General features: G+C 61.9%; 15 protein-coding genes, 3 tRNA genes and 1 riboswitch. Of the genes, 15 read left to right on the forward strand and 3 right to left on the reverse strand.

What is annotated here, in order from left to right; translation table 11 throughout:
* Positions 1–145: 145 nt before the first annotated feature.
* A complete protein-coding gene (gene argR / locus AC07W7_RS20550) occupies positions 146–1126 on the forward strand; it encodes a transcriptional regulator ArgR (protein ID WP_076962895.1) in 981 nt (326 codons plus the stop codon).
* A 9-nt stretch (positions 1127–1135) separates the two neighbouring features.
* On the opposite strand, the gene AC07W7_RS20555 is transcribed toward argR, so the two are convergent.
* A complete protein-coding gene (locus tag AC07W7_RS20555) occupies positions 1136–7066 on the reverse strand; it encodes a dermonecrotic toxin domain-containing protein (protein WP_495040019.1) in 5931 nt (1976 codons plus the stop codon).
* Between the two features lie 303 nt (positions 7067–7369).
* Between AC07W7_RS20555 and AC07W7_RS20560 the strand changes: the two genes are divergently transcribed.
* The 7 genes from AC07W7_RS20560 (at position 7370) to astE (ending at position 15210) form a co-directional block, all read left to right on the forward strand.
* The gene (locus AC07W7_RS20560; RefSeq protein ID WP_076962893.1) at positions 7370–8590 is read left to right on the forward strand and encodes an aspartate aminotransferase family protein; all 1221 of its coding nucleotides are present in this window, start codon (positions 7370–7372) and stop codon (positions 8588–8590) included.
* Positions 8591–8784: 194 nt separating this feature from the next.
* Positions 8785–9804, forward strand: coding sequence for an arginine/ornithine succinyltransferase subunit alpha (gene aruF, locus AC07W7_RS20565; RefSeq protein WP_076962892.1), 1020 nt, complete (start codon positions 8785–8787; stop codon positions 9802–9804).
* Between the two features lie 50 nt (positions 9805–9854).
* Positions 9855–10880, forward strand: coding sequence for an arginine N-succinyltransferase (gene astA, locus AC07W7_RS20570; protein ID WP_057960449.1), 1026 nt, complete (start codon positions 9855–9857; stop codon positions 10878–10880).
* The gene (gene astD, locus AC07W7_RS20575; RefSeq protein WP_495040028.1) at positions 10877–12346 is read left to right on the forward strand and encodes a succinylglutamate-semialdehyde dehydrogenase; all 1470 of its coding nucleotides are present in this window, start codon (positions 10877–10879) and stop codon (positions 12344–12346) included. Before astA ends, astD begins: the two co-directional genes overlap by 4 nt.
* A gap of 185 nt (positions 12347–12531) precedes the next feature.
* Positions 12532–13878, forward strand: a complete 1347-nt coding sequence (gene astB, locus AC07W7_RS20580) for an N-succinylarginine dihydrolase (protein ID WP_495040020.1) — start codon at positions 12532–12534, stop codon at positions 13876–13878.
* A gap of 24 nt (positions 13879–13902) precedes the next feature.
* Positions 13903–14193, forward strand: coding sequence for a hypothetical protein (locus AC07W7_RS20585; protein WP_029294458.1), 291 nt, complete (start codon positions 13903–13905; stop codon positions 14191–14193).
* A 12-nt stretch (positions 14194–14205) separates the two neighbouring features.
* On the forward strand, positions 14206–15210 hold the full coding sequence (gene astE, locus AC07W7_RS20590) for a succinylglutamate desuccinylase (RefSeq protein WP_076962888.1): 1005 nt from the start codon (positions 14206–14208) through the stop codon (positions 15208–15210).
* Positions 15211–15216: 6 nt separating this feature from the next.
* Here the strand turns inward: astE and AC07W7_RS20595 are convergent, their stop codons facing one another.
* Positions 15217–16782, reverse strand: coding sequence for a M91 family zinc metallopeptidase (locus AC07W7_RS20595; RefSeq protein WP_495040021.1), 1566 nt, complete (start codon positions 16780–16782; stop codon positions 15217–15219).
* A gap of 148 nt (positions 16783–16930) precedes the next feature.
* The gene (locus AC07W7_RS20600) at positions 16931–17440 is read right to left on the reverse strand and encodes a 6,7-dimethyl-8-ribityllumazine synthase (protein WP_169901611.1); all 510 of its coding nucleotides are present in this window, start codon (positions 17438–17440) and stop codon (positions 16931–16933) included.
* Positions 17441–17553: 113 nt separating this feature from the next.
* Positions 17554–17723: riboswitch (FMN riboswitch) on the reverse strand.
* 184 nt (positions 17724–17907) lie between these two features.
* Between AC07W7_RS20600 and ltaE the strand changes: the two genes are divergently transcribed.
* The 7 genes from ltaE (at position 17908) to AC07W7_RS20635 (ending at position 23876) form a co-directional block, all read left to right on the forward strand.
* Positions 17908–18912, forward strand: coding sequence for a low-specificity L-threonine aldolase (ltaE, locus tag AC07W7_RS20605; RefSeq protein ID WP_495040022.1), 1005 nt, complete (start codon positions 17908–17910; stop codon positions 18910–18912).
* A gap of 147 nt (positions 18913–19059) precedes the next feature.
* On the forward strand, positions 19060–21678 hold the full coding sequence (gene alaS, locus AC07W7_RS20610; protein ID WP_236309863.1) for an alanine--tRNA ligase: 2619 nt from the start codon (positions 19060–19062) through the stop codon (positions 21676–21678).
* 97 nt (positions 21679–21775) lie between these two features.
* Positions 21776–23017, forward strand: a complete 1242-nt coding sequence (locus AC07W7_RS20615; RefSeq protein WP_038442619.1) for an aspartate kinase — start codon at positions 21776–21778, stop codon at positions 23015–23017.
* Positions 23018–23200: 183 nt separating this feature from the next.
* A complete protein-coding gene (csrA, locus tag AC07W7_RS20620) occupies positions 23201–23389 on the forward strand; it encodes a carbon storage regulator CsrA (RefSeq protein ID WP_003178872.1) in 189 nt (62 codons plus the stop codon).
* A gap of 62 nt (positions 23390–23451) precedes the next feature.
* Positions 23452–23542: transfer RNA gene (locus AC07W7_RS20625), tRNA-Ser, on the forward strand.
* Positions 23543–23650: 108 nt separating this feature from the next.
* A tRNA-Arg gene (locus AC07W7_RS20630) sits at positions 23651–23727 on the forward strand.
* A gap of 72 nt (positions 23728–23799) precedes the next feature.
* Positions 23800–23876: transfer RNA gene (locus AC07W7_RS20635), tRNA-Arg, on the forward strand.

The raw sequence follows: 23876 nt of genomic DNA on the forward strand, positions 1-23876 counted from the left end.
CAACCTTGAGGTTGGCCTCGATTCCCTGTGGTAGCCGGCAAGCCAGCTCCCACATTAGATCTCTGTTTGTGTTGAGATTTGTGTTGGTTTACGGGCTAGCATTGGCCCTTGTCTTCATTACCGTTTTCGTTTCGGATAGCCCTCCATGACAGCCCATCGCATCGGTTTCCTGATTTGGCCCAGCACTAAAGCCCTGACGCTTGCGCTGGCTGAGGAGGCCTTGCGCGTGGCCCAGCGGGTGCATCCGGATGTGGTCTACGAGGTGTCATTCCTGCAGGCCGAGCCACCGCTCGATGGCGAGTGGACATTGCCCGGCGAACCCTGGGCCGGCAAGCTGGAAGGCTTCCAGAAGTTGTTCCTGCTGGCCGATGAGCCGCCTACGGTAATCGCGTCCCAACTGGGCACCGCGCTCAAGCAACTGGTGCGTGCCGGCTGCGTGATCGGCGGCTTGTCGGCGGGGGTGTATCCCCTGGCGCAACTGGGCTTGCTCGACGGTTATCGCGCCGCCGTGCACTGGCGCTGGCAGGACGACTTTGCCGAGCGTTTTCCCAAGGTCATCGCCACCAGTCATTTGTTCGATTGGGATCGTGATCGCCTGACCGCCTGCGGTGGCATGTCGGTGCTCGACCTGCTGCTGGCGGTGCTGGCCCGTGACCACGGCGCCGAACTGGCCGGTGCGGTCTCCGAAGAGTTGGTGGTAGAACGCATCCGCGAAGGCGGCGAGCGCCAGCGTATCCCCCTGCAAAACCGCCTGGGTTCCAGCCATCCGAAGCTGACCCAGGCGGTGTTGCTGATGGAGGCCAATATCGAAGAGCCGCTGACCACCGACGAAATCGCCCAGCATGTATGCGTGTCGCGACGACAACTGGAGCGCATCTTCAAGCAATACCTCAACCGCGTTCCCAGCCAGTACTACCTGGAGCTGCGCCTGAACAAGGCGCGCCAGATGCTGATGCAAACCAGCAAGTCGATCATCCAGATTGGCCTGTCCTGCGGCTTCTCCTCGGGGCCGCACTTCTCCAGTGCCTACCGCAACTTCTTTGGCGCCACCCCCCGTGAAGACCGCAACCAGCGGCGCAGCAGCAGCCCGTTCGAGCTCTCGTCGGTGCCCTCCGAGCGCGGCTGAGTCGCGGGTTTATTCCTCCATTGGCCTCGGTGTGCCCGGGGCGGGCAGTTCTATGCCGAACGCGTCGAACATTGCCTCTTCCACACCCAGTTCGTAGCCTGTCTGGCGGTAATAGTTGCGCAGCAACTCAAGGCTCTGCTCGGACAATGGGTTGCCGCTCAAGTCAGAGTCATCGTTGAGTGGCAAGGGCATCTCCATCAGGTCGCTGGGCAGTTCGGTGATTTGGTTGTCGCTCAGGTCCAGCACCCGCAGGCGACCCAGGCTGAACACCCCCTCCGGCACTTGTACCAGCTCGCAGTTGTGCAGGTAGATTGACTTCAGGCGCGTCAGGTTGCGCAGGTCCGGCAACAGGGTCAGCGGGTTGTCGCTCATGTCCAGGTATTCCAGGTGGACCAGGCGCGAGAGCTGTTCCTGGCTGTTGGGCGTCAGGCGGATCTGGTTGTCCGCCAGCTTCAGGTAGCGCAGGCGTGGAAGGTTGAACACCGTCGCGGGGATGTCGAGCAATGCGTGGCCCTCAAGGGTCAGGTTGATCAGGTTGGGAAGGCAGCGCAGCAATCCATCGACCTGTTGATTGGTGCCGTCGCCGATGATTTCCACCAGGCTCACATGGTTGAACCGGGCGTTCAGCTGGGGCATGTCCCCCAGCAGTTGCCCGTGAAACACCAGCTTGTAGCTGCGGCGGATGACGCTGTTGGAGTCGTCCAGTTCGCTTTCCCGCCGCCAGCAGCGTTCGAGCAGGTCTTTGAAGTGCAGGCGGCGGATCTGTTCTTCGGCCCGGGCGCCTTCATCCAGCACGGTGTCGAGCAGAGGGTCCCTTTGCGGGATGTCGAGGGCCCAGGCCTGCAGCTGGGTTTGCATCTGTGGGTACTCGAGGGCCAGGCGCTCGATTTCGGCGGGAGCGTTGTTCAGGTCGCCGGGCAGTTGGAAGTACAGGCGGCTGGCTTCACGGGTGTCGAGCCGTGGGTACAGCGCCTGGAGCTGTTGCAGTTGCGGCTGGGGCGCCTGGACATTCCAGTGTTCGGCCGTGCGCTGGCAATAGGTCTTGAGACGTACCAGGGTTTGTTCGGACAAGGGGTTGCCCGATAGATCAAAGGCTGCGGCAACGATGGCGGGCAACTTGAACCCGGCTTCGGGGATCCGCTCGATGGCGTTATGGCTCAGGTCTACCCGGCTTCGCAAGACCCTGCCGGAGAGCAGTGACGGCGGAATCTCCCGCAGGCCGGTGTTGCTCAGCGACACACTGGTCAGCCCCGTCAGGCGATTGAAGTCCGGCACCCAGGCCAGGCGATTATTGGCCAGGTCCAGGTGCTTGAGCTGGGGCATGCCGGAAAGGGCCAGGGCGCTGGCGGGGTTCATTTCGATGGCGCAGCGGTCCAGGCGCAGATGGGTCAGTCGGTTCAGTTGGGCAATGGTCTTGGGCACGTGAACCAGGGTGTAGCGGTCGATGGACAGTCGCTCCAGTCCCGTAAAACTGCGCAAAAACTCATCCACCTGCAGGGCGGCCCCGTTGCCGGTCAGGCTCAGTGACGAGATGTGCCTGAACGGTGTACGCATGGCCGCCAGCGTGCCGCTGATGGGGTAAGCCAGCCGCAGGGTGAAGCGCGGTACGCCGCCCTGGGCATCGGCATCCAGTTCGGTTTCACGGCGCCAGGCCGCCTCAAGCGTATCAAGGAACAGTGAGCGGTAGGTGCGCTCCTGGGTCGATACCTGTTCATCCTCGGCCCAGGACGTCAGGTCCTGGCGGATCATTGGGTATTCGCTCTCCAGCTGTTGCAGGGCGACCCTTCCGGCCTCCAGGTCGCCCGGCAGGCCAAGGATCAAGTGATTGATCTCTTCGTTGCTGAGGGTGGGGTACAGGCGCTGGGCCAGTTCGACATCCGCGCTGGGGGCTTCTATCTCCCAGTGGCCGCCGGTCCTTTGGTAATAGGCCTTGAGCTGTTCCAGGGTGGGGCGTGACAGCGGGTTGGCGGAAAGATCGAACTTGCGGCTGGTATCGGCCGGCAAATTGAAGAGCGCAGCCGGCAGTTCGCGAATCTGGTTGTTGGACAGGACCACCAGTTCCAGCTGCGGGCGGCTGAGTATGTCCGCCGGCAGTTCACGCAAGCCGGTGTGGCTCAGGTCCAGGTGTTGCAGGGCGGGCATGTTGGCGACGCTGAAGGGCAAGCCCAGGGGGTTGTTGTACAGGTCCAGGGTCATCAGGCGGGTCATGCCGCTGAGGGCTGCCTGGCTTTCTTCGGTCAGGGTGATATTGCAGGTGTTCAAGACCAGGGCGGTGAGGTTGGGCAATTGCGGGATGCTCGGTGGCAGGTGCCCCAGGGCAAACTGCTTGATGCTCAAGTGCCGCAGCCGGGGGAACAGTTGCAAGAAGTCATTGACCTGCAAGGGTGTGTGTTCGCCCTGCATCTCCAGCAGGCTGATGTGCTCGAAGCGCGCCGTGAGCCTGGGCAACTCGCCGTAGATGGGGATTGTCAGTTGCAGCTTGTGGCCATTGAGGGTCAGGGGTTCGTGGTAGTGATCGATTTCGGTTTCCTGGCGCCAGCCGCGTCTGATTTCCTGGGCCCACAGCGCGCGATTGCGGCGAGCGTACTGATATTCCTGGGGGGCCAGCGGGGTTTCGCTCAAGGGGTGGAAGGCCGGTGTCATGGCCTCCCAGATGGCCAGCTCAAGGTCCAGCCTGTTGTATTCGGCTTGCAGGGTGGCCAAGGTCGCCAGGGCCCCTACTGGCCGGTCTTCCAGGGTTTGCACCACTTCGGCGATCTGTTGTGGGTTGAGGCTGGGCAGCAGGTGGTGCGCGCGCTCCTCAAGGGTGGGCGGTCGGGTTGCGGCCGGTTGGGAAGGGCCGGCGGCCTGGTAGCCGTCCATGCCGCCACGCAGGCGCATGACCTGGGGGTCATAGGTGGGTTTGCGATAGAGGTCTTTGTGCAGCCAGCCGCGCAACTGATCGCGATCCACGGCATATTCGCCAATCACTTGGCGCAGGCGTTCGCCCTGGCCTGCCTGGAGGTTGAGGGCATGGCGCTGGCGGTCCGGGAGGGCCTGGAGCACTGCGTTGTAAAAATCGCTCTCGGCCGACCCCGGGCCCTGGTCGGCGAGCGCGATGTAGTGGCCTGTTTCGGTGTAGACCAGCGTGCGCCTGGTCGGCGCCTCTGCGCTCCCGATCGCTTCCAGCAAGGGGCCGTCGATACGGTACTGGCGGACCTCCAGGCGCAGGCCGGTCGACCATCCGGGCAAGCGTTCCAGGGATAACAGGCCGAGCAGGTGCGTGTCCGGGTTGTCGATGGCGTCCAGATACAGGCCTTCGTAGGCCCGGGTGGTGCGGACATCCAATTGGGCCGAGGCCGCCTGCGCAACAATGCGCGCAGGCACCGTGCCCTGGTCGATTTGTCGCCATTCTTCCCCGCTGGCACTGGCCAGCAGTTCCTCGGCGACGCTGGTGGGCAACCCGGGCTCGGGCGCCGCGTCGATGATTTTTTGCAGCGAAGGGGTCTGGATACGTTCTGCTGTGCGGTAATGGGAGTCGAACAGGGCGAAGCGTTTGAGGTAGGCAAACCGGGCGATTTTCTGGCGCAGGGCGGCGACGCGCAGGTGGGCGTCAGGCGTGGCAAGCTCGGCAGGCTCTTCCAGGAGTGCCTTGCGTTCCGGTTCATTCAGGCTTTCCAGCAGAATGTGCAGTAAATCACCACGCTTGAGTTGGGCTTCGTGGACTTGCACCACACTCGCCCCTGGGCGGCCGGCAAACTCCCATTGGGTTTTGCCGCTGGGGTCGAGAAAGCGCAGGGTCCTGGAGGCAGGCCATAACCCGGAGCCGGTCAGCACCTGCAACTGGGTCTGGGGGTCGGCCTGGCGATAAATCATGGGGTCGTTGCTGTTCAACTGCGTGATGAAGTCTTGCAGGGACTGGTCGATCTGAAAGCGCTTGAGGCTGTCGGCCAGCAACGGCGGAGGTGCCTGATGGTTGAGGTGCATGCTGCGCAGGGCGTTGTCATGGGTGCCGCTGACGCTGCGCACCTGTTGCAGTTGGGCGTCGCTGAGGCCGTCGGTCTGGTAGCCGAGACGGCGCATCAAGGTGGCACTGTCCCAGCTCAACGGGCGCTCCAGTTCCGTGATCCAGGCCCCCTGGCCGTTGGTCATCACCGCCGGCTGATAGGCCGATGGCCGGGTCGGGTGTTGTATGAAATAGCGCTGGCTGGAGGGGTCTTGCCGCAGGTTGTAGTGGCCGTCGTCCAGGCGCAACAGGTTGTTGCCGTTGTAACGGTACAGGCCTTGTGCGTCGGGGCGCAGGGTCTTGGGCGGTACGCGCGCGTGGCGATAGGGGGCCAGGTCAGGGTGCCACAGGCGGGCGCTGCCGTCGGGTGTGGTCACCGGTGTGTGGCTGTCGATAAAGCGCAGGCTCTCAACCGGCAGTACCTTGCGCAGAATGCCCTGGGCGATGGGGACCCCGGTGGCAAACAGACCCAATTGCACCACTTGCTCGACAAGCCCCATGCCATGCACAAAGGCTTCCTGCACCCGGCCTTCAGACCAGTCGATGATCCCTTCAAAGGCTTCGTCCAGCAGTTGATAGGCGGTGTAGCCGAGCATCAGCAGACCCAGCGGCGCAACAAATGGTGCGACAAACAAGGTGGCCACTTGCAGCACCACCGAGGCGATTTTTTGCACCAGGTCCCAGCGCTCCCAGCGCGCTTGCTGGTTGACGCTGGCGGTGGACACCGCCTGGCTACTGGCATCGTCCAGCAGTTTGCTCAACTTCATCTGATGCAGATGCTGGAACAGCGGCTGCTTGATGGGGATGCCGCGCACTTGCAGGTTGGGCCGCTCCACATCGGTTGCCCGCCAACTGGGCAGCGGGTCGCCTGGCGTATGGGGATGCCAGGTCACTTCGGAGAGGCGGCGGGTGAGGTCGGCAAAAAAACGGCCGGTATCGGCGTGGCTGACAAAACGACTGAAGAATTGTTGAAAGTCCGTGGAACGCAGGCGTGCGCTGAGCGCCTGGACAAACGCCTGGGCGCTGGCATATTGCTTGATTGGGTGTTGCGGGTCGTCGGGGATATAGACAATCACCGGCACCACCTCGCGGCTCGTCTCCAGGTGCTGCGCAAACAGCACGATCCCGCTCAGGCGGCTGGACATGATCACCAGCTCGTGGGCGATCAGTGCCGGGCGCGAGTGGCCGTGATTGATCAGGCTGTGCATTGCGTCATACCCGGCTTGTGGGAGATCGCCCTTGAGCAGTGCCATGTACAGCACCAGATGGAGGGCGCTGGTCAGGCTTTGCGTCACCCGTGCCTGCAACACGGCCCTGGCCACGGGGTTGGCCAGCCCCAGATAGTCGTGGAGATAGCGCTGGTAGCGGCCACCGATATCCAGGTCGCGGCACAGGGTGGCGAATTGCGCGATGCTGATTTTTGCATCAACCGCCGGCAGGCTTTGGAAGTGCCCGGCGGCATTGGGTTGGGTGCTGAAGCCGGAGTGCTGCTGATAGGCTCCGGGCTCGGCTTCGGCAGGTTCAAAGTTATGCAGGGCGGCCTGCAGCACGGACACGCTCCAGGTGCGCGCCGCACCGGCCTTGACCTGGAACCCGGCGAGGGTCAGCGGGACATAGAGTTGCAGCCAGGTGCTGTGCACATCCAGATCCAGGCCATAGTGGCGCTTGAGCGCCGGTTGCAGCAGCTCGGCGCCGAAGGTCTCAGGGCTTTTGAGCCCCGCCAGGGCCTTGTCCACTTGGTTCTGCCGGGTCCAGGCGTCACTGTTGAGGCGCTTGAGCGTTTCATGCTGGGCGGCCGAGGCGTTTTTGTACCAGTCGGGGAAGCTCGGCGCCAACTCGCGCAGGGCCGAGCGCCTGGCGGGGGTGGCGTCCCCGAGCCAGCGAGGAATGGCCTGGGCGAGGATGGCGTGGTGCGCCTGGGGGGTGGCTGGGGCAGGAAGGTGGGGCAGAGGCATGGGGTCGGTCCTTGACGCGGTTAATGTCTTGCCAGCAGACCAGTCGGCACCCGATCGACGGCGGTAGATAGTTGCTGCGGTATGCTTGGGCGCCGTTGCGAAGATCACCTGCCCACGGAGCGGGCGCACGGTTTAAACTGCGCCATTGCGACGCTATTTGTCGCATTGGCGTAAACCCACGCACATCGCGGGTTGGCGCTATAAGAAGTTGTCGCTTGGCGGCAAGGCTGCACTGAAAACTGTCCTTACAATCCCTGCATCGCCCGCCAGTTCCAGGCAGGCGTTCCTCTTCAGGAGACTCCGATGTCCGTTGAGCAAACCCCGGTGCAACGTGCCGATTTCGACCAGGTCATGGTGCCCAACTATGCCCCTGCCGCCTTTATCCCTGTGCGTGGCGAAGGTTCCCGCGTGTGGGACCAGTCGGGTCGCGAGCTGATCGATTTTGCCGGCGGCATCGCAGTGAACGTGCTGGGCCACGCCCACCCGGCGCTGGTCAGTGCGCTGACCGCACAGGCCAACAAGCTGTGGCACGTCTCCAACGTTTTCACCAACGAACCGGCCCTGCGCCTGGCCCACAAGCTGATCGACGCCACCTTTGCCGAGCGGGTGTTCTTCTGCAACTCCGGTGCCGAAGCCAACGAGGCCGCCTTCAAGCTGGCCCGTCGTGTGGCATTCGACCGTTTCGGCAGTGAGAAATACGAGATCATCGCCGCGCTCAACAGCTTCCACGGCCGCACCCTGTTTACCGTCAACGTCGGTGGCCAGTCGAAATACTCCGATGGTTTCGGTCCTAAAATCACCGGCATCACCCACGTTCCCTTTAACGACCTGGCCGCGCTGAAAGCCGCCGTGTCGGACAAGACCTGCGCCGTGGTGCTGGAGCCGATCCAGGGCGAAGGCGGCGTGATGCCGGCCGAGCTTGCGTACCTGCAAGGGGCTCGCGACTTGTGCGACGCCAACAACGCGCTGCTGGTGTTCGACGAAGTGCAGACAGGCATGGGCCGTACTGGCAACCTGTTCGCCTACCAGCATTACGGTGTGGTGCCGGACATCCTCACCAGCGCCAAGAGCCTGGGCGGCGGTTTCCCGATTGCCGCGATGCTGACCACGGACGCCCTGGCCAAGCACCTGGTGGTCGGTACTCACGGCACCACCTATGGCGGTAACCCGATGGCGTGTGCCGTGGGCGAAGCGGTGATCGACGTGATCAACACCCCGCAAGTGCTGGCGGGTGTCCACGCCCGGCATGACCTGTTCAAGGCCCGCCTGGAGCAGATCGGCAAGCAGTACGGCATCTTCACCGAGATACGTGGCATGGGCCTGCTGCTCGGTTGTGTCTTGAGCGACGCGTTCAAAGGCAAGGCCAAGGACGTGTTCAACGCGGCCGAGAAAGAAAACCTGATGATCCTGCAAGCCGGCCCGGACGTGGTGCGCTTTGCGCCGAGCCTGGTGGTGGACGAGGCGGATATCACCGAAGGCCTGGACCGTTTTGAACGTGCGGTAAAAGCGCTAACACAAGCCTGACAGATACACCTTTATCTGCCGAACCGGATCAAGTGTGGGAGCGGGCTTGCCCGCGATAGCGATCTGTCAGTCGATGTTGTTGTGACTGGCCCACCGCAATCGCGGGCAAGCCCGCTCCCACATTGGGACCTGGGTGATTCCAGGTTCAATGTCCGATATTTTTTTATGAAGTTTTCGAGTTAAGGAGTGACACCATGCTGGTGATGCGCCCCGCGCAAATGGCTGATCTGGGCGAGGTACAGCGTCTGGCTGCGGATAGCCCGATTGGTGTCACCTCCCTGCCGGATGACGTTGAACGCCTGAGCGACAAAATCGCCGCCAGCGAAGCTTCCTTCGCCGCTGAAGTGAGTTTCAACGGCGAAGAAAGCTATTTCTTTGTCCTTGAAGACACCGTTGCCGGCAAGTTGGTGGGCTGTTCGGCCATCGTCGCCTCGGCCGGTTATTCCGAGCCGTTCTACAGCTTTCGCAACGAGACGTTCGTCCACGCCTCCCGTGAACTGAAGATCCACAACAAAATCCACGTCCTGTCCCAGTGCCACGACCTGACCGGCAACAGCTTGCTGACCAGTTTCTACGTGGTGCCGGAGCTGGTGGGGTCGGCCTGGTCGGAGCTCAACTCCCGTGGCCGCCTGTTGTTTGTCGCCAGCCACCCCGAGCGGTTTGCCGACTCGGTGGTGACCGAAATTGTCGGCTACAGCGACGAGAACGGTGATTCGCCGTTCTGGGACGCCATCGGCCGCAACTTCTTCGACCTCAACTACGCCGCCGCCGAGCGCCTGTGCGGGTTGAAAAGCCGCACCTTCCTCGCCGAACTGATGCCCCATTACCCGATCTACGTGCCGCTGTTGCCCGACCAAGCCCAGGAAGCCATGGGCCAGGTGCACCCGCGTGCGCAGATCACCTTCGACATCCTGATGCGCGAAGGTTTTGAAACCGACCATTACATCGACATTTTCGACGGTGGCCCGACCCTGCATGCACGGGTCTCGGGCATCCGCTCGATTGCCCAGAGCCGCGTGGTGCCGGTGAAGATCGGCGAGATGGTCAAGGGCGTTGGCCGTCAGTACCTGGTGAGCAATGCGCAGTTGCAGGATTACCGTGCGGTGATGCTGGAACTGGACTACGCGCCGGGCAAGCCAGTGACCCTGGACCTGGAAGCAGCCGAAGCCCTGGGCGTCGGCGAAGGCGCCAGCGTGCGCCTGGTAGCGGTTTAAAAAGCAGAGTTTCGCGGGTGGCTGCACAGCGGCCCGTCTGAGGAGATAGCATGATCGTTCGTCCCGTACGCAGCAGCGATTTACCGGCCCTGATTGAGTTGGCGCGCAGCACCGGCACCGGTCTCACCACCTTGCCGGCCAACGAAGAGCGCCTGACCCACCGGGTGGGCTGGGCTGAAAAGACTTTTCGCGGCGAAGCCGGGCGCGGCGATGCCGACTACCTGTTTGTGCTGGAAAACGACGAAGGCCGCGTGGTGGGGATTTCCGCCATTGCCGGCGCCGTGGGCTTGCGTGAGCCGTGGTACAACTTCCGGGTCGGCCTGACGGTCAGCGCCTCCCAGGAGCTGAATATCTACCGCGAGATCCCCACGCTGTTCCTGGCCAACGACCTGACGGGCAACTCCGAGCTGTGCTCGCTGTTTTTGCACGCCGATTACCGCAACGGCCTCAACGGCCGCATGCTGGCCAAGGCGCGGATGCTGTTTATTGCCGAGTTCCCGCAGCTGTTTGGCAACAAAATTATCGCCGAGATGCGCGGGGTGTCCAATGACGCCGGGCGTTCGCCGTTCTGGGAGAGCCTGGGGCGGCACTTCTTCAAGATGGAATTCAGCCAGGCCGACTACCTCACCGGCGTGGGCAACAAGGCGTTTATCGCCGAACTGATGCCCAAGTTCCCGCTGTACACCTGCTTTTTGTCTGAAGATGCGCGCAACGTGATCGGCAAGGTTCATCCCGATACCGAGCCGGCCTTGAGCATGCTCAAGAGCGAGGGCTTCAGCTACCAGGGCTATGTCGATATCTTCGACGCGGGTCCTGCGGTGGAGTGTGAGACCAGCAAGATCCGCGCGGTGCGTGACAGCCAGGCGCTGGTGCTGGCCATCGGCACGCCGGGGGACGATGCCACGCCGTTTTTGATGCACAACCGTAAGCGTGAAGAGTGCCGCATTACCGCCGCGCCGGCGCGCCTGGCTGCCGGCACCCTGGTGGTCGATCCGCTGACCGCCAAGCGCCTGCAACTGGTGGCCGGTGATCAAGTGCGTGCCGTACCGTTGTCTGCTGCCCGGGAGTCGAAATAATGAATTCGTTGTATATCGCAGGGAGCTGGCTGGCTGGCCAGGGTGAGCGCTTTGAGTCGCTGAACCCGGTGACCCAGCACGTGGTCTGGGCTGGCAATGGCGCCAGCGTCGAGCAGGTCGAATCCGCCGTGCAGGCCGCCCGCCAGGCCTTCCCGGCCTGGGCCGGGCGCCCGCTGGAAGAGCGCATCGGCGTGCTGGAAACCTTTGCCGCCACCCTGAAAAGCCGCGCCGATGAAATCGCCCGCTGCATCGGTGAGGAAACCGGCAAGCCGCTGTGGGAATCGGCCACCGAAGTCACCAGCATGGCCAATAAAATCGCGATCTCGGTGCAAAGCTACCGCGAACGTACCGGCGAGAAGAGCGGCCCCCTGGGCGACGCCACTGCCGTGTTGCGCCACAAGCCTCACGGCGTGGTCGCGGTATTCGGCCCTTACAACTTCCCGGGCCACTTGCCCAACGGGCACATCGTCCCGGCCTTGCTCGCGGGTAATACCGTGTTGTTCAAGCCAAGCGAACTGACCCCTAAAGTGGCCGAGCTGACGGTGCAGTGCTGGGTCGAAGCCGGCCTGCCGGCGGGCGTGTTGAACCTGCTGCAAGGCGCGCGGGAGACCGGGATCGCCCTGGCCTCCAATCCAGGCATCGATGGCCTGTTCTTCACCGGCTCCAGCCGCACCGGTAACCACTTGCACCAGCAATTCGCCGGGCGCCCGGACAAGATCCTCGCGCTGGAGATGGGCGGCAACAACCCGCTGGTGGTGGACCAGGTGGCCGATGTGGACGCGGCGGTCTACACCATCATCCAGTCGGCCTTTATTTCTGCCGGCCAGCGCTGCACCTGTGCCCGGCGCCTGCTGGTGCCGGAAGGCGCCTGGGGCGATGCACTGCTGGCGCGCCTGGTTGCCGTCAGCGCGACCATTGCCGTGGGGGCCTTCGACCAGCAACCGCCGCCATTCATGGGCTCGGTGATTTCCCTGGGCGCGGCCAAGGCCTTGATGGCGGCCCAGGAGCTGATGCTGGCCAACGGCGCCGTGGCGCTGCTGGAAATGACCCAGCCCCAGGCGCAGGCCGCCTTGCTGACACCGGGCATCATCGACGTGACGGGCGTGACCGAGCGCGAGGACGAAGAACTGTTCGGCCCGTTGCTGCAAGTGATTCGCTACGCGGATTTCGCTGCGGCGATCAGCGAGGCCAACAACACCCAGTACGGCCTGGCCGCAGGTTTGCTGTCGGACTCCGAGGCGCTCTACCAGCAATTTTGGCTGCAAAGCCGGGCCGGTATCGTCAACTGGAACAAACAGCTGACCGGCGCCGCGAGCACCGCGCCCTTTGGTGGGGTAGGGGCCTCGGGCAATCATCGCGCCAGTGCTTATTACGCGGCGGATTATTGTGCGTACCCGGTGGCCTCGCTAGAGACCTCAAGCCTGGTCTTGCCAGCAACACTGAGCCCAGGCGTAACACTGATCTAAATGTGGGAGCAGGCTTATGTAGGAGCTGGCTTGCCTGCGATGCGAGCACCTCGGTCTTTCAGCCAGACCGAGGGGATGCCATCGCAGGCAAGCCAGCTCCCACACAAGCCTGCTCTCCCAGTTGATTTGTGGTGTATTCAAGTAAATTGATGCCTATAAAAACAGATGTTCGTGGAGCCTCGCCGATGAAATCCTGTGAAGTCAATTTTGACGGTCTCGTGGGGCCGACCCATAACTACGGCGGTCTGTCCTACGGCAACGTCGCGTCCCAGAGCAACAGCCAGCAATCTTCCAACCCCAAGGAGGCGGCGCTGCAAGGCCTGGCGAAAATGAAAGCCCTGATGGACATGGGCTTTGTGCAAGGTGTGCTCGCCCCCCAGGAGCGCCCGGATGTGGCCGCATTGCGCAACCTTGGCTTTGCCGGCAGCGACGCCCAGGTGATCCAGCAGGCGGCCAAGCAGGCGATGCCTTTACTGGTCGCCAGTTGTTCCGCATCGAGCATGTGGGTGGCCAACGCCGCGACCGTCAGCCCGAGTGCCGACACGGCCGACGGCCGCGTGCATTTCACCGCCGCCAACCTCAACTGCAAATACCACCGCAGCATCGAGCACCCGACCACCAGCCGTGTGCTGGGGGCGATGTTTGCCGATCAGCAGCACTTTGCCCACCACGCCGCATTGCCGGCCGTGGCGCAGTTCGGTGACGAAGGCGCCGCCAACCACACCCGCTTCTGCCGCGACTATGGCGAGGCGGGCGTGGAATTCTTCGTGTTCGGCCGCAGTGCGTTCGACACCCGCTACCCGGCGCCGCAAAAGTACCCGGCGCGCCAGACCCTCGAAGCGTCCCAGGCGGTCGCCCGTTTGCATGGCCTGCAGGACAGCGGTGTGGTCTACGGCCAGCAGAACCCGGCGGTGATCGATGCCGGGGTGTTCCACAACGACGTGATCGCGGTGGGCAACGGTGAAGTGCTGTTCTATCACGAGGACGCGTTCCTCAATACCGAACAGATGCTCGCCGAACTGCAGGCCAAGCTGGGCAAGCTCGGCGGCAACTTCCAGGCGATCTGCGTGCCCCGCGCTCTGGTCAGCGTCGAAGACGCCGTGCGCTCCTACCTGTTCAACAGCCAGTTGCTGAGCCGCGCCGACGGTTCGATGTTGCTGATCGTGCCCGAAGAGTGCCACAACAACGAGCGCGTCTGGCATTACTTGCAAGACCTGACCCGTTCCGGCGGGCCGATTGGCGAAGTGAAAGTCTTCGACCTCAAGCAAAGCATGCAGAACGGCGGCGGCCCGGCCTGCCTGCGTTTGCGCGTGGCGTTGAAGGAGGCTGAACTGGCGGCGGTCAATCCAGGGGTTATCATGACGGCGCCGCTGTATGAAACGTTGACCCAATGGGTCGGCAAGCACTACCGCGACAGCCTGCGTGAAACCGACCTGGCCGACCCGCAGTTGCTGCTCGAATGTCGCACGGCATTGGATGAACTGACGCAAATCCTTAAACTGGGCGCGGTTTATCCTTTCCAGATCAATTAAAGCCCCCACGGCTGAGACCTATTTATGACCACCGATACCCTGAAGCTGATTCTTGAAGACACCGACGGCACCCAGCTGGAAACCTCCTGCACCCGCCTCGCCGTGGTGTGGCAGGGCAAGGAAATCTGGATCCAGCACGACGGCCGTGGCCAACTGCTGATCGGCGTGGACGTGGAAGAAGGTGATGCCGAATACGCCAACCTGCTGATGCGCCCCCTGGCCACCAACCTGATGAGCCTGCAGCTGGAAATGGAACCGGCCGACGTTGAAGGTGATGACGACGACCACGTCCACGGCCCAGGCTGCAACCACTAAGGAAGCTGCTCTATGCTCGCCCTCGGCAAACTGCTTGAACTGACCCTCGCCGGTCGTGAACCGGCGCAAAAAATTCAACTGACTGTCGACGGCGTGCAAATGCGCTGGCTGAGCGAAGGGGCGCTGGAAGTCCGGCCGCCCCAGGCTCGCGACAATGGCGCCGATGTGCTGTTGTCCAGTGGCATCCATGGCAATGAAACGGCACCGATCGAGTTGCTCGACCGCTTGCTGCACGGCATTGCCCGCGGGGAGATCAAGCCTCGCACCCGTATTCTGTTCCTGTTCGGCAACCCCGAGGCCATGCGTCGCGGCGAGCGTTACCTGGAACAGGACGTCAACCGGCTGTTCAATGGCCGTCACGAACAAAGCATCGGCCCCGAAGCCATACGCGCTGGCGAGCTTGAACAGTTGGCCCGTACCTTCTTCAGCGTGCCCGACCGTTCGCGCCTGCACTACGACCTGCACACGGCCATCCGGGGCTCGAAGATCGAACAGTTCGCCCTGTACCCGTGGAAAGAAGGGCGCCAGCATTCACGTGCCGAACTGGCCCGCCTGCGGGCGGCCGGTATGGCTGCGGTGCTGTTGCAGAACAAGACGTCCATCACCTTCACCGCCTTTACCTACGAACAGCTGGAGGCCGAGTCATTCACCCTGGAATTGGGCAAGGCCCGGCCATTCGGGCAGAACCAGGGGGTGGACGTCTCGCGCCTGGAAACCCGCCTCAAGCAGATCATCGAAGGCAACGAGCCGGCCACCGAGGGCCTGGACGGCCTGAAGTTGTTCAGCGTGGCCCGGGAAGTCATCAAGCACAGCGATGCCTTCACCCTGCATTTGCCGGCGGATGTGGAGAATTTTTCGGAACTGGAGAAGGGCTACCTGCTGGCCGAGGACATTGCCAAGACCCGCTGGGTGATCGAGGAGGAGGGCGCCCGCATCATCTTCCCCAACCCGAAGGTCAAGAATGGGCTTCGGGCGGGGATCCTGATTGTGCCGACGGATGACCAGGGGCTGGCCTAGGCCCTGTCAGTCGTCATAGCGCTCGCGCAGTGGCAGCCCCAACTCCTTGCGCAGACCATTTTCGGTGAAGGCCTCGGGGTTGGTATCGGTGGGCGGTGTGCTGGGGTCGTCATCAAAGTCGAAGCGGTATTCGGAGGCTGGCAGACCAATAGCTTGTCGTTCTTGCCTGGCAGTTAATGAGCCGTCTTGCGGGTCTTGGATGCCCCCGGGCACCACGCTGCCGGTGACGTAGTTGTACGCGTGGCAGAGTTCATGAAAGAGGATGATGATGCCGGGCTGATCCGGTAGATCGGGCAGGCTATTGCTGGTGTTGATCCAGATGTTACCGCCATAGGACCCGCTTGCGCGCTGGCCGTTTACGAGGTACGCGTTGGGGCTTGGGGCGTCGCTGGCGACAAAGTTGTTTTGCTTGGAGAGGGTGAGCTCATTGATGGTGATAGGGGTGCCCGACTTGAGGGCGGCCTGATGCAGCACAGTGAGCAGTTTTTGCCCTGTGGGCGAATTGAGCAGTAGCCGCAGGTCATCGTGGATGCGTTCGATAAATGACACGCTACCCTTGACGGTGATCCCGCTTTCACTGATGTCTTTGGGCTCTATCAGGGTGGAGCGGGAGGTCGGTTGACCGTTCGGCATCGAGGCGAAGGCTTCTGCGGTTGTCGGGCAATTGATGGCGAGCGTGCTGTGCGTGGTGTGATAGGTGATGTCGTGCGGCTTGAGTGCTGTCACCAGGTCTCGTGTTCCCTGGCCCGTAAAGATGACATTGCTGGAAGGTCCGGCCTTGATATGGTCGCTGCCAGGGCCGCCACTGAGGATGTTATGGCCCGGGCCACCGGTGATGTCGTCATTGCCCTGGCCACCATCAATGAACGAAAAACCGCCGCCCATCACATCGTCGTCGCCTGGGCCGGCGTAGACGGTGATGCGGGCCTCTTTGCTGGCTGTCACGTCATCATCCCCTTCACCGGTATCAATGTAGTTTGAACCGCCGTGGACGATCACGGTGTCATTTCCTGCCCCGGTGTAGAACGAGGCGATCGAGGCGGCGCTGATGATGCTGTCGTCACCCTCGCCGGTATTGACGATGATGGGCGTGTCGATGTTGTCTGCGATGTGGAGCCTGTCATTGCCGCCCTGGGTGATGAAGACCAGGGCCTGGTTATACGCGGGGATAATGCAGTAGTGCTCGTCGTTGATTTCCAGCATCAGCGTGATGCCTGGAAAAAACGGCACGCCTAGGCCTGTGGGCTGGCTGCCCAGGTCGATGTCGGAGTTGGGGGCGACAAACTGTAGCCGGTCCATTTCATGAGCGTCCTTGCGCCTGAGTACGAGGTTGTCATGCCGATTCTGTGTGATGAACACCAATTGGTGGGCGTGGGGCGATTTGCGGATTTCGATCGTAACGTGATCGGTTGCACGAACCGGATAGGTCGTGAAGTTGCCCCGGCCACCCTGGACTTCATTGTTGATGTGCAGCGAATGCTCTGCTCCTCGCAAGTCGCCGAAGATGAAATAGACGCCGCGCCGTTGCATTTCGTGCATTTCCCGATCGGCCGGCATGTCTGAAGTGATCAATTACGAGTCTCCCTATTAAGTAAGGGTCGCGGGCTCGCGACGCCGGGTTTACTTGACCGCAGATCGGGTAGGGGAGAGAGGTAATTATCGCTGGCAAAAAAAAGCCGCCCGGTCAGGGGCGGCTTTTGTTCAGCGGCTGCTGGCGTGATCAGACGGCCAGCTTGTGCTGCTCGCTGCGCTGGATGGCGCGGATCTTGTGTAGGGTGTCGGCGCAGGTCTGCGCAGCTTCCTTGCCCTTGTGCACAAAGTGCTCGGAGAAGAAGGCGTGGTGCTCGCTGCCCGCGTGGAAATGATGAGGCGTGAGAGACACCGAGAACACCGGCACTTCGGTTTCCAGCTGCACCTGCATCAGGCCGCTGACCACCGACTGGGCGACAAACTCATGGCGGTAGATCCCGCCGTCCACCACCAGGGCGGCGGCGACAATGCCGGCGTAACGGCCGGTCTTGGCCAGCAGCTTGGCGTGCAGGGGCATCTCAAAGGCGCCGCCGACTTCAAAGAAATCGATGTCCGATTCCTGGTAGCCCTGGGCGAGCATTTCGGTGAGGAAGCCTTTACGGCTTTGATCAACAATATCTTTGTGCCAGCAAGCCTGGATAAACGCGACGCGCTCACCGTGGTGGTGTTTGCTCTTGCTGTCGATTGCGGTGGGTTGCATGTTCTGACTCCTGTTTATGAAAAAAACAGGGCGTTATGAATCGAATGGGATTTAAGGGTGCGAGCGACTATGTCATGCAGGTATGCAATCAGCGTACGGCCCTTAGGTGTCAATCCCGTTCTCTCTTCATCCGGACTATGACCGTCGGCCCCGGGATCACACCGGGTCTGCTGACCTTGGCGCCGTCCTGCGTGAGCAGTTCGAGGCGTCAAGCGCTCGCGGGCTATGCGCATTGCGCGCAATTACCGCCGGTGGGGAATTGCACCCCGCCCTGAGAACGTTGCCGCCAGAACCCTGGCGGCGCAGAGTTTTTACCATACATTTCAAAAAACTGCATAGGGTGCTTGTTAATATCGACTATCGACAGGTTTGCTGGCAGCCCTTGCAGGCGTCGGCTTGATATTTGCCGGTGATGCCCGCAGTAATCGGTTACAACAGGGAATTCCCCACTCGCAGAGGCCCGCTTGATGTCCGTGATTGATCTTCGTAGTGACACCGTGACCCAACCCACGCCAGGCATGCGCGATGCCATGGCCAGCGCGCCGAGCGGCGATGATGTCTACGGTGAAGACCCCAGCGTCAACCTGCTGGAAGCCGAACTGGCCAAGCGCCTGGGGTTTGCCGCCGCGCTGTTTGTGCCCACCGGCACCATGAGTAACCTGCTGGCGCTGATGGCCCACTGTGAGCGGGGCGAGGAATACATCGTCGGCCAGCAGGCCCACACCTACAAATACGAAGGTGGCGGCGCGGCGGTGCTGGGCTCTATCCAGCCGCAACCCCTGGAAGTGCAGGCGGACGGTTCGCTGGACCTGGCCCAGGTTGCCGAGGCGATCAAGCCGGACGACTTCCACTTTGCCCGCACCCGGTTGTTGGCGTTGGAAAACACCATGCAGGGCAAAGTATTGCCCATGAGCTACCTGGCCGCTGCCCGCGCATTTACCCGCGAGCATGGCCTGGCCCTGCACCTGGACGGCGCGCGCCTGTACAACGCGGCCGTCAAGCTGGGCGTGGAGGCCCGGGAGATTGCCGGGCATTTCGATTCGGTCTCGGTATGCCTGTCCAAGGGCCTTGGCGCGCCGGTGGGCTCGGTGCTGTGTGGCGCCAGTGCGTTGATCGCCAGGGCCCGCCGTTTGCGCAAGATGGTCGGCGGCGGCATGCGCCAGGTCGGTTCGCTGGCGGCGGCGGGGCTGTATGCCCTGGACCACCAGGTGGCGCGCCTGGCCGACGACCACGCCAATGCCCAATGGCTGGGCGATGAACTGCGCCGGGCTGGCTACAGCGTGGAGCCGGTACAGACCAATATGGTCTACGTGCAGATCGGCGAGCAGGCCCAGGCCCTGAAGGCCTTTGCCCAGGCGCGCGGGATCAAGTTGAGTGCCGCGCCGCGCCTGCGCATGGTCACGCACCTGGACGTCAGCCGGGCACAAATCGAACACGTGTTGGCGACATTTGTCGAGTTTTCCCGGAAATGACAGTGCAGACCGTCTAATTGACTGTTTCTATCGTATAAACACGCTGTACCACGGGCAAAGGGCCGATATAATGCGGCCCTTTGCCGTCGCTCCGTCTGATTGATGTTGCGCACTGGCCTTTGGCCGCAGCCTCCGTGGAAGAACCTAATGAAAAGCGCAGAAATCCGTGAAGCCTTCCTTCGCTTCTTCGAAGAGCAAGGTCACACCCGTGTCTCCTCCAGCTCTTTGATCCCAGGCAATGACCCAACCCTGCTGTTCACCAACGCGGGGATGAACCAGTTCAAGGACTGCTTCCTGGGCCAGGAAAAACGCGCCTACACCCGTGCTGTCAGCAGCCAGAAGTGCGTGCGCGCCGGTGGTAAGCACAACGACCTGGAAAACGTCGGCTACACCGCCCGTCACCACACCTTTTTCGAAATGCTCGGCAACTTCAGTTTTGGCGATTATTTCAAGCAAGACGCGATCAACTTCGCCTGGACCTTCCTCACCGGCGTGTTGAAGCTGCCGAAGGAAAAACTCTGGGTGACGGTCTACGCCAGCGATGACGAGGCCTACGACATCTGGACCAAGGACGTCGGCGTGCCGGCTGAGCGCATGGTGCGTATCGGCGACAACAAAGGCGCCCCGTACGCCTCCGACAACTTCTGGACCATGGGCGATACCGGCCCGTGCGGCCCGTGCACCGAGATTTTCTACGACCACGGCGCCGATATCTGGGGTGGCCCACCGGGCTCGCCAGAGGAAGACGGCGACCGCTACATCGAGATCTGGAACAACGTATTCATGCAGTTCAACCGCACCGCCGATGGCGTGTTGCATCCGTTGCCAGCGCCGTCGGTGGACACCGGCATGGGCCTGGAGCGGATCAGTGCGGTGATGCAGCACGTGCACTCCAACTACGAAATCGACCTGTTCCAAAGCCTGCTGGCGGCGGCGGCCAAGGCTATCGGCTGCGCCAACGAAGACCAGGCCTCGCTCAAAGTGGTGGCTGACCACATCCGTTCCTGCGGCTTCCTGATTGCCGATGGCGTGCTGCCGTCCAACGAAGGCCGTGGCTACGTGCTGCGTCGCATCATTCGTCGCGCCTGCCGCCACGGTAACAAGCTGGGCGCCAGTGGCAGCTTCTTCTACCAGATCGTCGCGGCCCTGGTGGCCGAGATGGGCCAGGCGTTCCCGGAGCTGGCACAGAACCAGGCGCACATCGAGCGCGTGCTCAAGGCTGAAGAAGAGCAGTTCGCCAAGACCCTGGAGCAGGGCCTGAAAATCCTCGAGCAAGACCTCGCCGAGTTGAAAGGCGACGTGGTGCCGGGCGATGTGGTGTTCAAGCTCTACGACACCTACGGCTTCCCGATGGACCTGACCGGCGATATCGCCCGCGAGCGTAACCTGACCCTCGACGAGGCCGGTTTCGAGCGCGAGATGGAGGCCCAGCGCGTGCGCGCTCGTTCGGCCAGCGCCTTTGGCATGGACTACAACAGCCTGGTCAAGGTTGACGTGGCCACCGAATTTACCGGTTACACCGCCACCAGCGGCTCGGCCAAGGTGATTGCCCTTTATAAGGACGGGCAGTCGGTCGACGTCTTGAATGAAGGCGATGACGGCGTGGTGATCCTCGATCAGACGCCGTTCTACGCCGAATCCGGTGGCCAGATTGGCGACTGCGGTGTGCTCAAGGCCGCGTCCGGTCGTTTTGATGTGCGTGACACCACCAAGACTGGCGGCGCATTCCTGCACCACGGTGTGCTGGCCTCGGGCAGCCTGGTGGTGGGCGCGCCCGTGCAAACCCAGGTGGACGCCGACGTGCGCCACGCCACCTCGCTGAACCACTCGGCCACCCACTTGCTGCACGCGGCGCTGCGCCAGGTATTGGGCGAGCATGTGCAGCAGAAGGGCTCGTTGGTCGACAGCCAGCGCCTGCGCTTCGACTTCAGCCACTTTGAAGCGATCAAGCCGGAGCAGATCAAGGCTCTGGAAGATATCGTCAACGCCGAGGTGCGCAAGAACACCCCGGTGGAAACCGAAGAAACCGATATCGAGACCGCCAAGGCCAAAGGCGCCATGGCGCTGTTCGGCGAGAAATACGGTGACAACGTGCGCGTGCTGAGCATGGGCGGCAGTTTCTCCGTGGAGCTGTGCGGTGGTATCCATGCCCAGCGCACCGGCGACATCGGCCTGCTGAAAATCATCAGCGAAGGCGGTGTGGCGTCCGGTGTCCGGCGGATCGAGGCGGTGACCGGCGCTGCGGCCCTGGCCTACCTCAATGCGGCCGAAGAACAACTCAAGGAAGCGGCGACCCTGGTCAAGGGCAGCCGTGACAATCTGATCGATAAGCTCTCTGCTGTCCTGGAACGCAACCGCCAGCTGGAAAAACAGCTGGAACAGTTGCAGGCCAAGGCGGCCAGCGCAGCGGGCGACGACTTGTCGGCCTCGGCCCTGGATATCAAGGGCGTGAAGGTTCTGGCCGCGCGCCTGGACGGTCAGGACGGCAAGGCGTTGTTGGCCTTGGTCGATCAGTTGAAGAACAAGCTCGGCCGCGCAGTGATCCTGCTCGGCAGTGTCCATGAGGAAAAGGTCGTACTGGTTGCCGGTGTAACCAAGGACCTGACTGGCCAACTCAAGGCTGGTGATTTGATGAAACAAGCCGCTGCGGCAGTGGGCGGGAAGGGCGGTGGTCGTCCAGACATGGCGCAAGGCGGTGGTGTAGACGCCGGTGCCCTGGACGCGGCCCTGGCCCTGACCGTGCCGTTTGTCGAAGCCGGTATTTAAGGCGCTGTTAACGAGCCCATGGTCTAGTCATGGGCGTGTTTAGGTGCTGGACGATTTGTTTATTGGGCGCCCCTTTACGGGCTGAGGCGGCTTAGAAATGGCTTTGATCGTACAGAAATTTGGAGGCACCTCGGTCGGCTCTGTCGAAAGAATCGAGCAGGTCGCCGACAAGGTTAAGAAATTCCGCGATGCCGGCGATGACCTGGTGGTGGTGCTGTCGGCCATGAGCGGCGAGACCAATCGCCTGATCGACCTGGCCAAGCAAATCAGTGGTGATCAGGCGCCGCTGGCGCGTGAGCTGGATGTGATCGTGTCCACCGGTGAGCAGGTGACCATTGCCCTGTTGGCCATGGCGCTGAACAAGCGTGGCGTGCCTGCGGTGTCCTACACGGGCACCCAGGTGCGGATCCTGACAGACAGCGCGCATACCAAGGCGCGTATCCTGCAGATCGACGACCAGAAGATCCGGGGTGACCTGAAGGCCGGTCGCGTGGTGGTGGTCGCCGGTTTCCAGGGCGTCGACGAGCACGGCAATATCACGACCCTGGGCCGTGGCGGTTCCGACACCACTGGTGTGGCGCTGGCGGCCGCCCTGAAGGCTGACGAATGCCAGATCTACACCGATGTGGACGGCGTCTACACCACCGACCCGCGGGTAGTGTCCGTGGCCCAGCGCCTGGACAAGATCACCTTTGAAGAGATGCTGGAAATGGCCAGCCTCGGGTCCAAGGTGTTGCAGATCCGTGCGGTGGAGTTCGCCGGCAAGTACAACGTACCGCTGCGCGTATTGCACAGCTTCAAGGAGGGTCCGGGCACCCTCATTACTATTGATGAAGAGGAATCCATGGAACAGCCGATCATTTCCGGCATCGCCTTCAATCGCGATGAAGCCAAGCTGACCATCCGTGGCGTGCCAGACACCCCGGGCGTGGCCTTCAAGATCCTCGGGCCGATCAGTGCCGCGAACATTGAAGTCGACATGATCGTGCAGAACGTTGCGCACGATAACACCACCGACTTCACCTTCACGGTGCACCGCAACGAGTACGATGCGGCCGAGCGGATCCTGCAGAACACGGCCCAGGAAATCGGGGCCCGTGAAGTGGTTGGCGACACCAAGATCGCCAAGGTGTCGATCGTCGGTGTGGGCATGCGCTCCCATGCGGGTGTTGCCAGCCGTATGTTCGAGTCCCTGGCCAAGGAAACCATCAATATCCAGATGATCTCCACGTCGGAGATCAAGGTGTCGGTGGTGATCGAAGAGAAGTACCTGGAGCTGGCTGTGCGTGCACTGCACACCGCTTTTGAACTGGACGCGCCGGCCCGACAGGGCGAGTAACGCGTTGCCAGGAAGGCGCGGTTGATCCGCGCCTTTCTTTTTTGTCGGGTGAGGGCGCAGGCCTGTTCTTTTGCCCGGGCTCGACAATACTTAGGCATGCCGGGCCATGGCCGCAGGGTCATGGGTCCAAGGCCTTTTTTTGCAGACTGTTGTTCCCGAAATGAAATGCGTGAGGAGAAAGGTATGCTGATTCTGACTCGTCGATGCGCAGAAAGCCTGATTATTGGTGATGGCGAAATCACCGTGACCGTGCTCGGCGTCAAAGGCAATCAAGTGCGGATTGGGGTCAATGCCCCCAAAGAGGTGGCTGTCCACCGTGAGGAAATCTACCTGCGGATCAAGAAAGAGAAGGACGACGAACCAAGCCATTAATTTTTATCGTTTTTTATGTTTGCAAACGGGGATGAAGCTGGTTAATATACGCCCCGTGTTGCGGAGAGCTGGCCGAGTGGCCGAAGGCGCTCCCCTGCTAAGGGAGTACACCTCAAAAGGGTGTCGGGGGTTCGAATCCCCCGTTCTCCGCCATTATTTGCTTAGTACGTTGCAATCTGGTTTTTTCGCTAAGTTGTTGAAATTAAACGAAAAAATAGCTTTACATAGAGATTGAACGGCCTATAATGCGCGGCAACAAATGCACTCGTAGCTCAGCTGGATAGAGTACTCGGCTACGAACCGAGCGGTCACAGGTTCGAATCCTGTCGAGTGCACCATTTAAGAGTTGGTTGCAGCAATGCAGGTAACTTGGCTCCAACCAGTCGTGATCTGGTATAAAACCACAATCTGCACTCGTAGCTCAGCTGGATAGAGTACTCGGCTACGAACCGAGCGGTCACAGGTTCGAATCCTGTCGAGTGCACCA

Source organism: Pseudomonas sp. GW821-FHT01D09, from assembly GCF_059422465.1.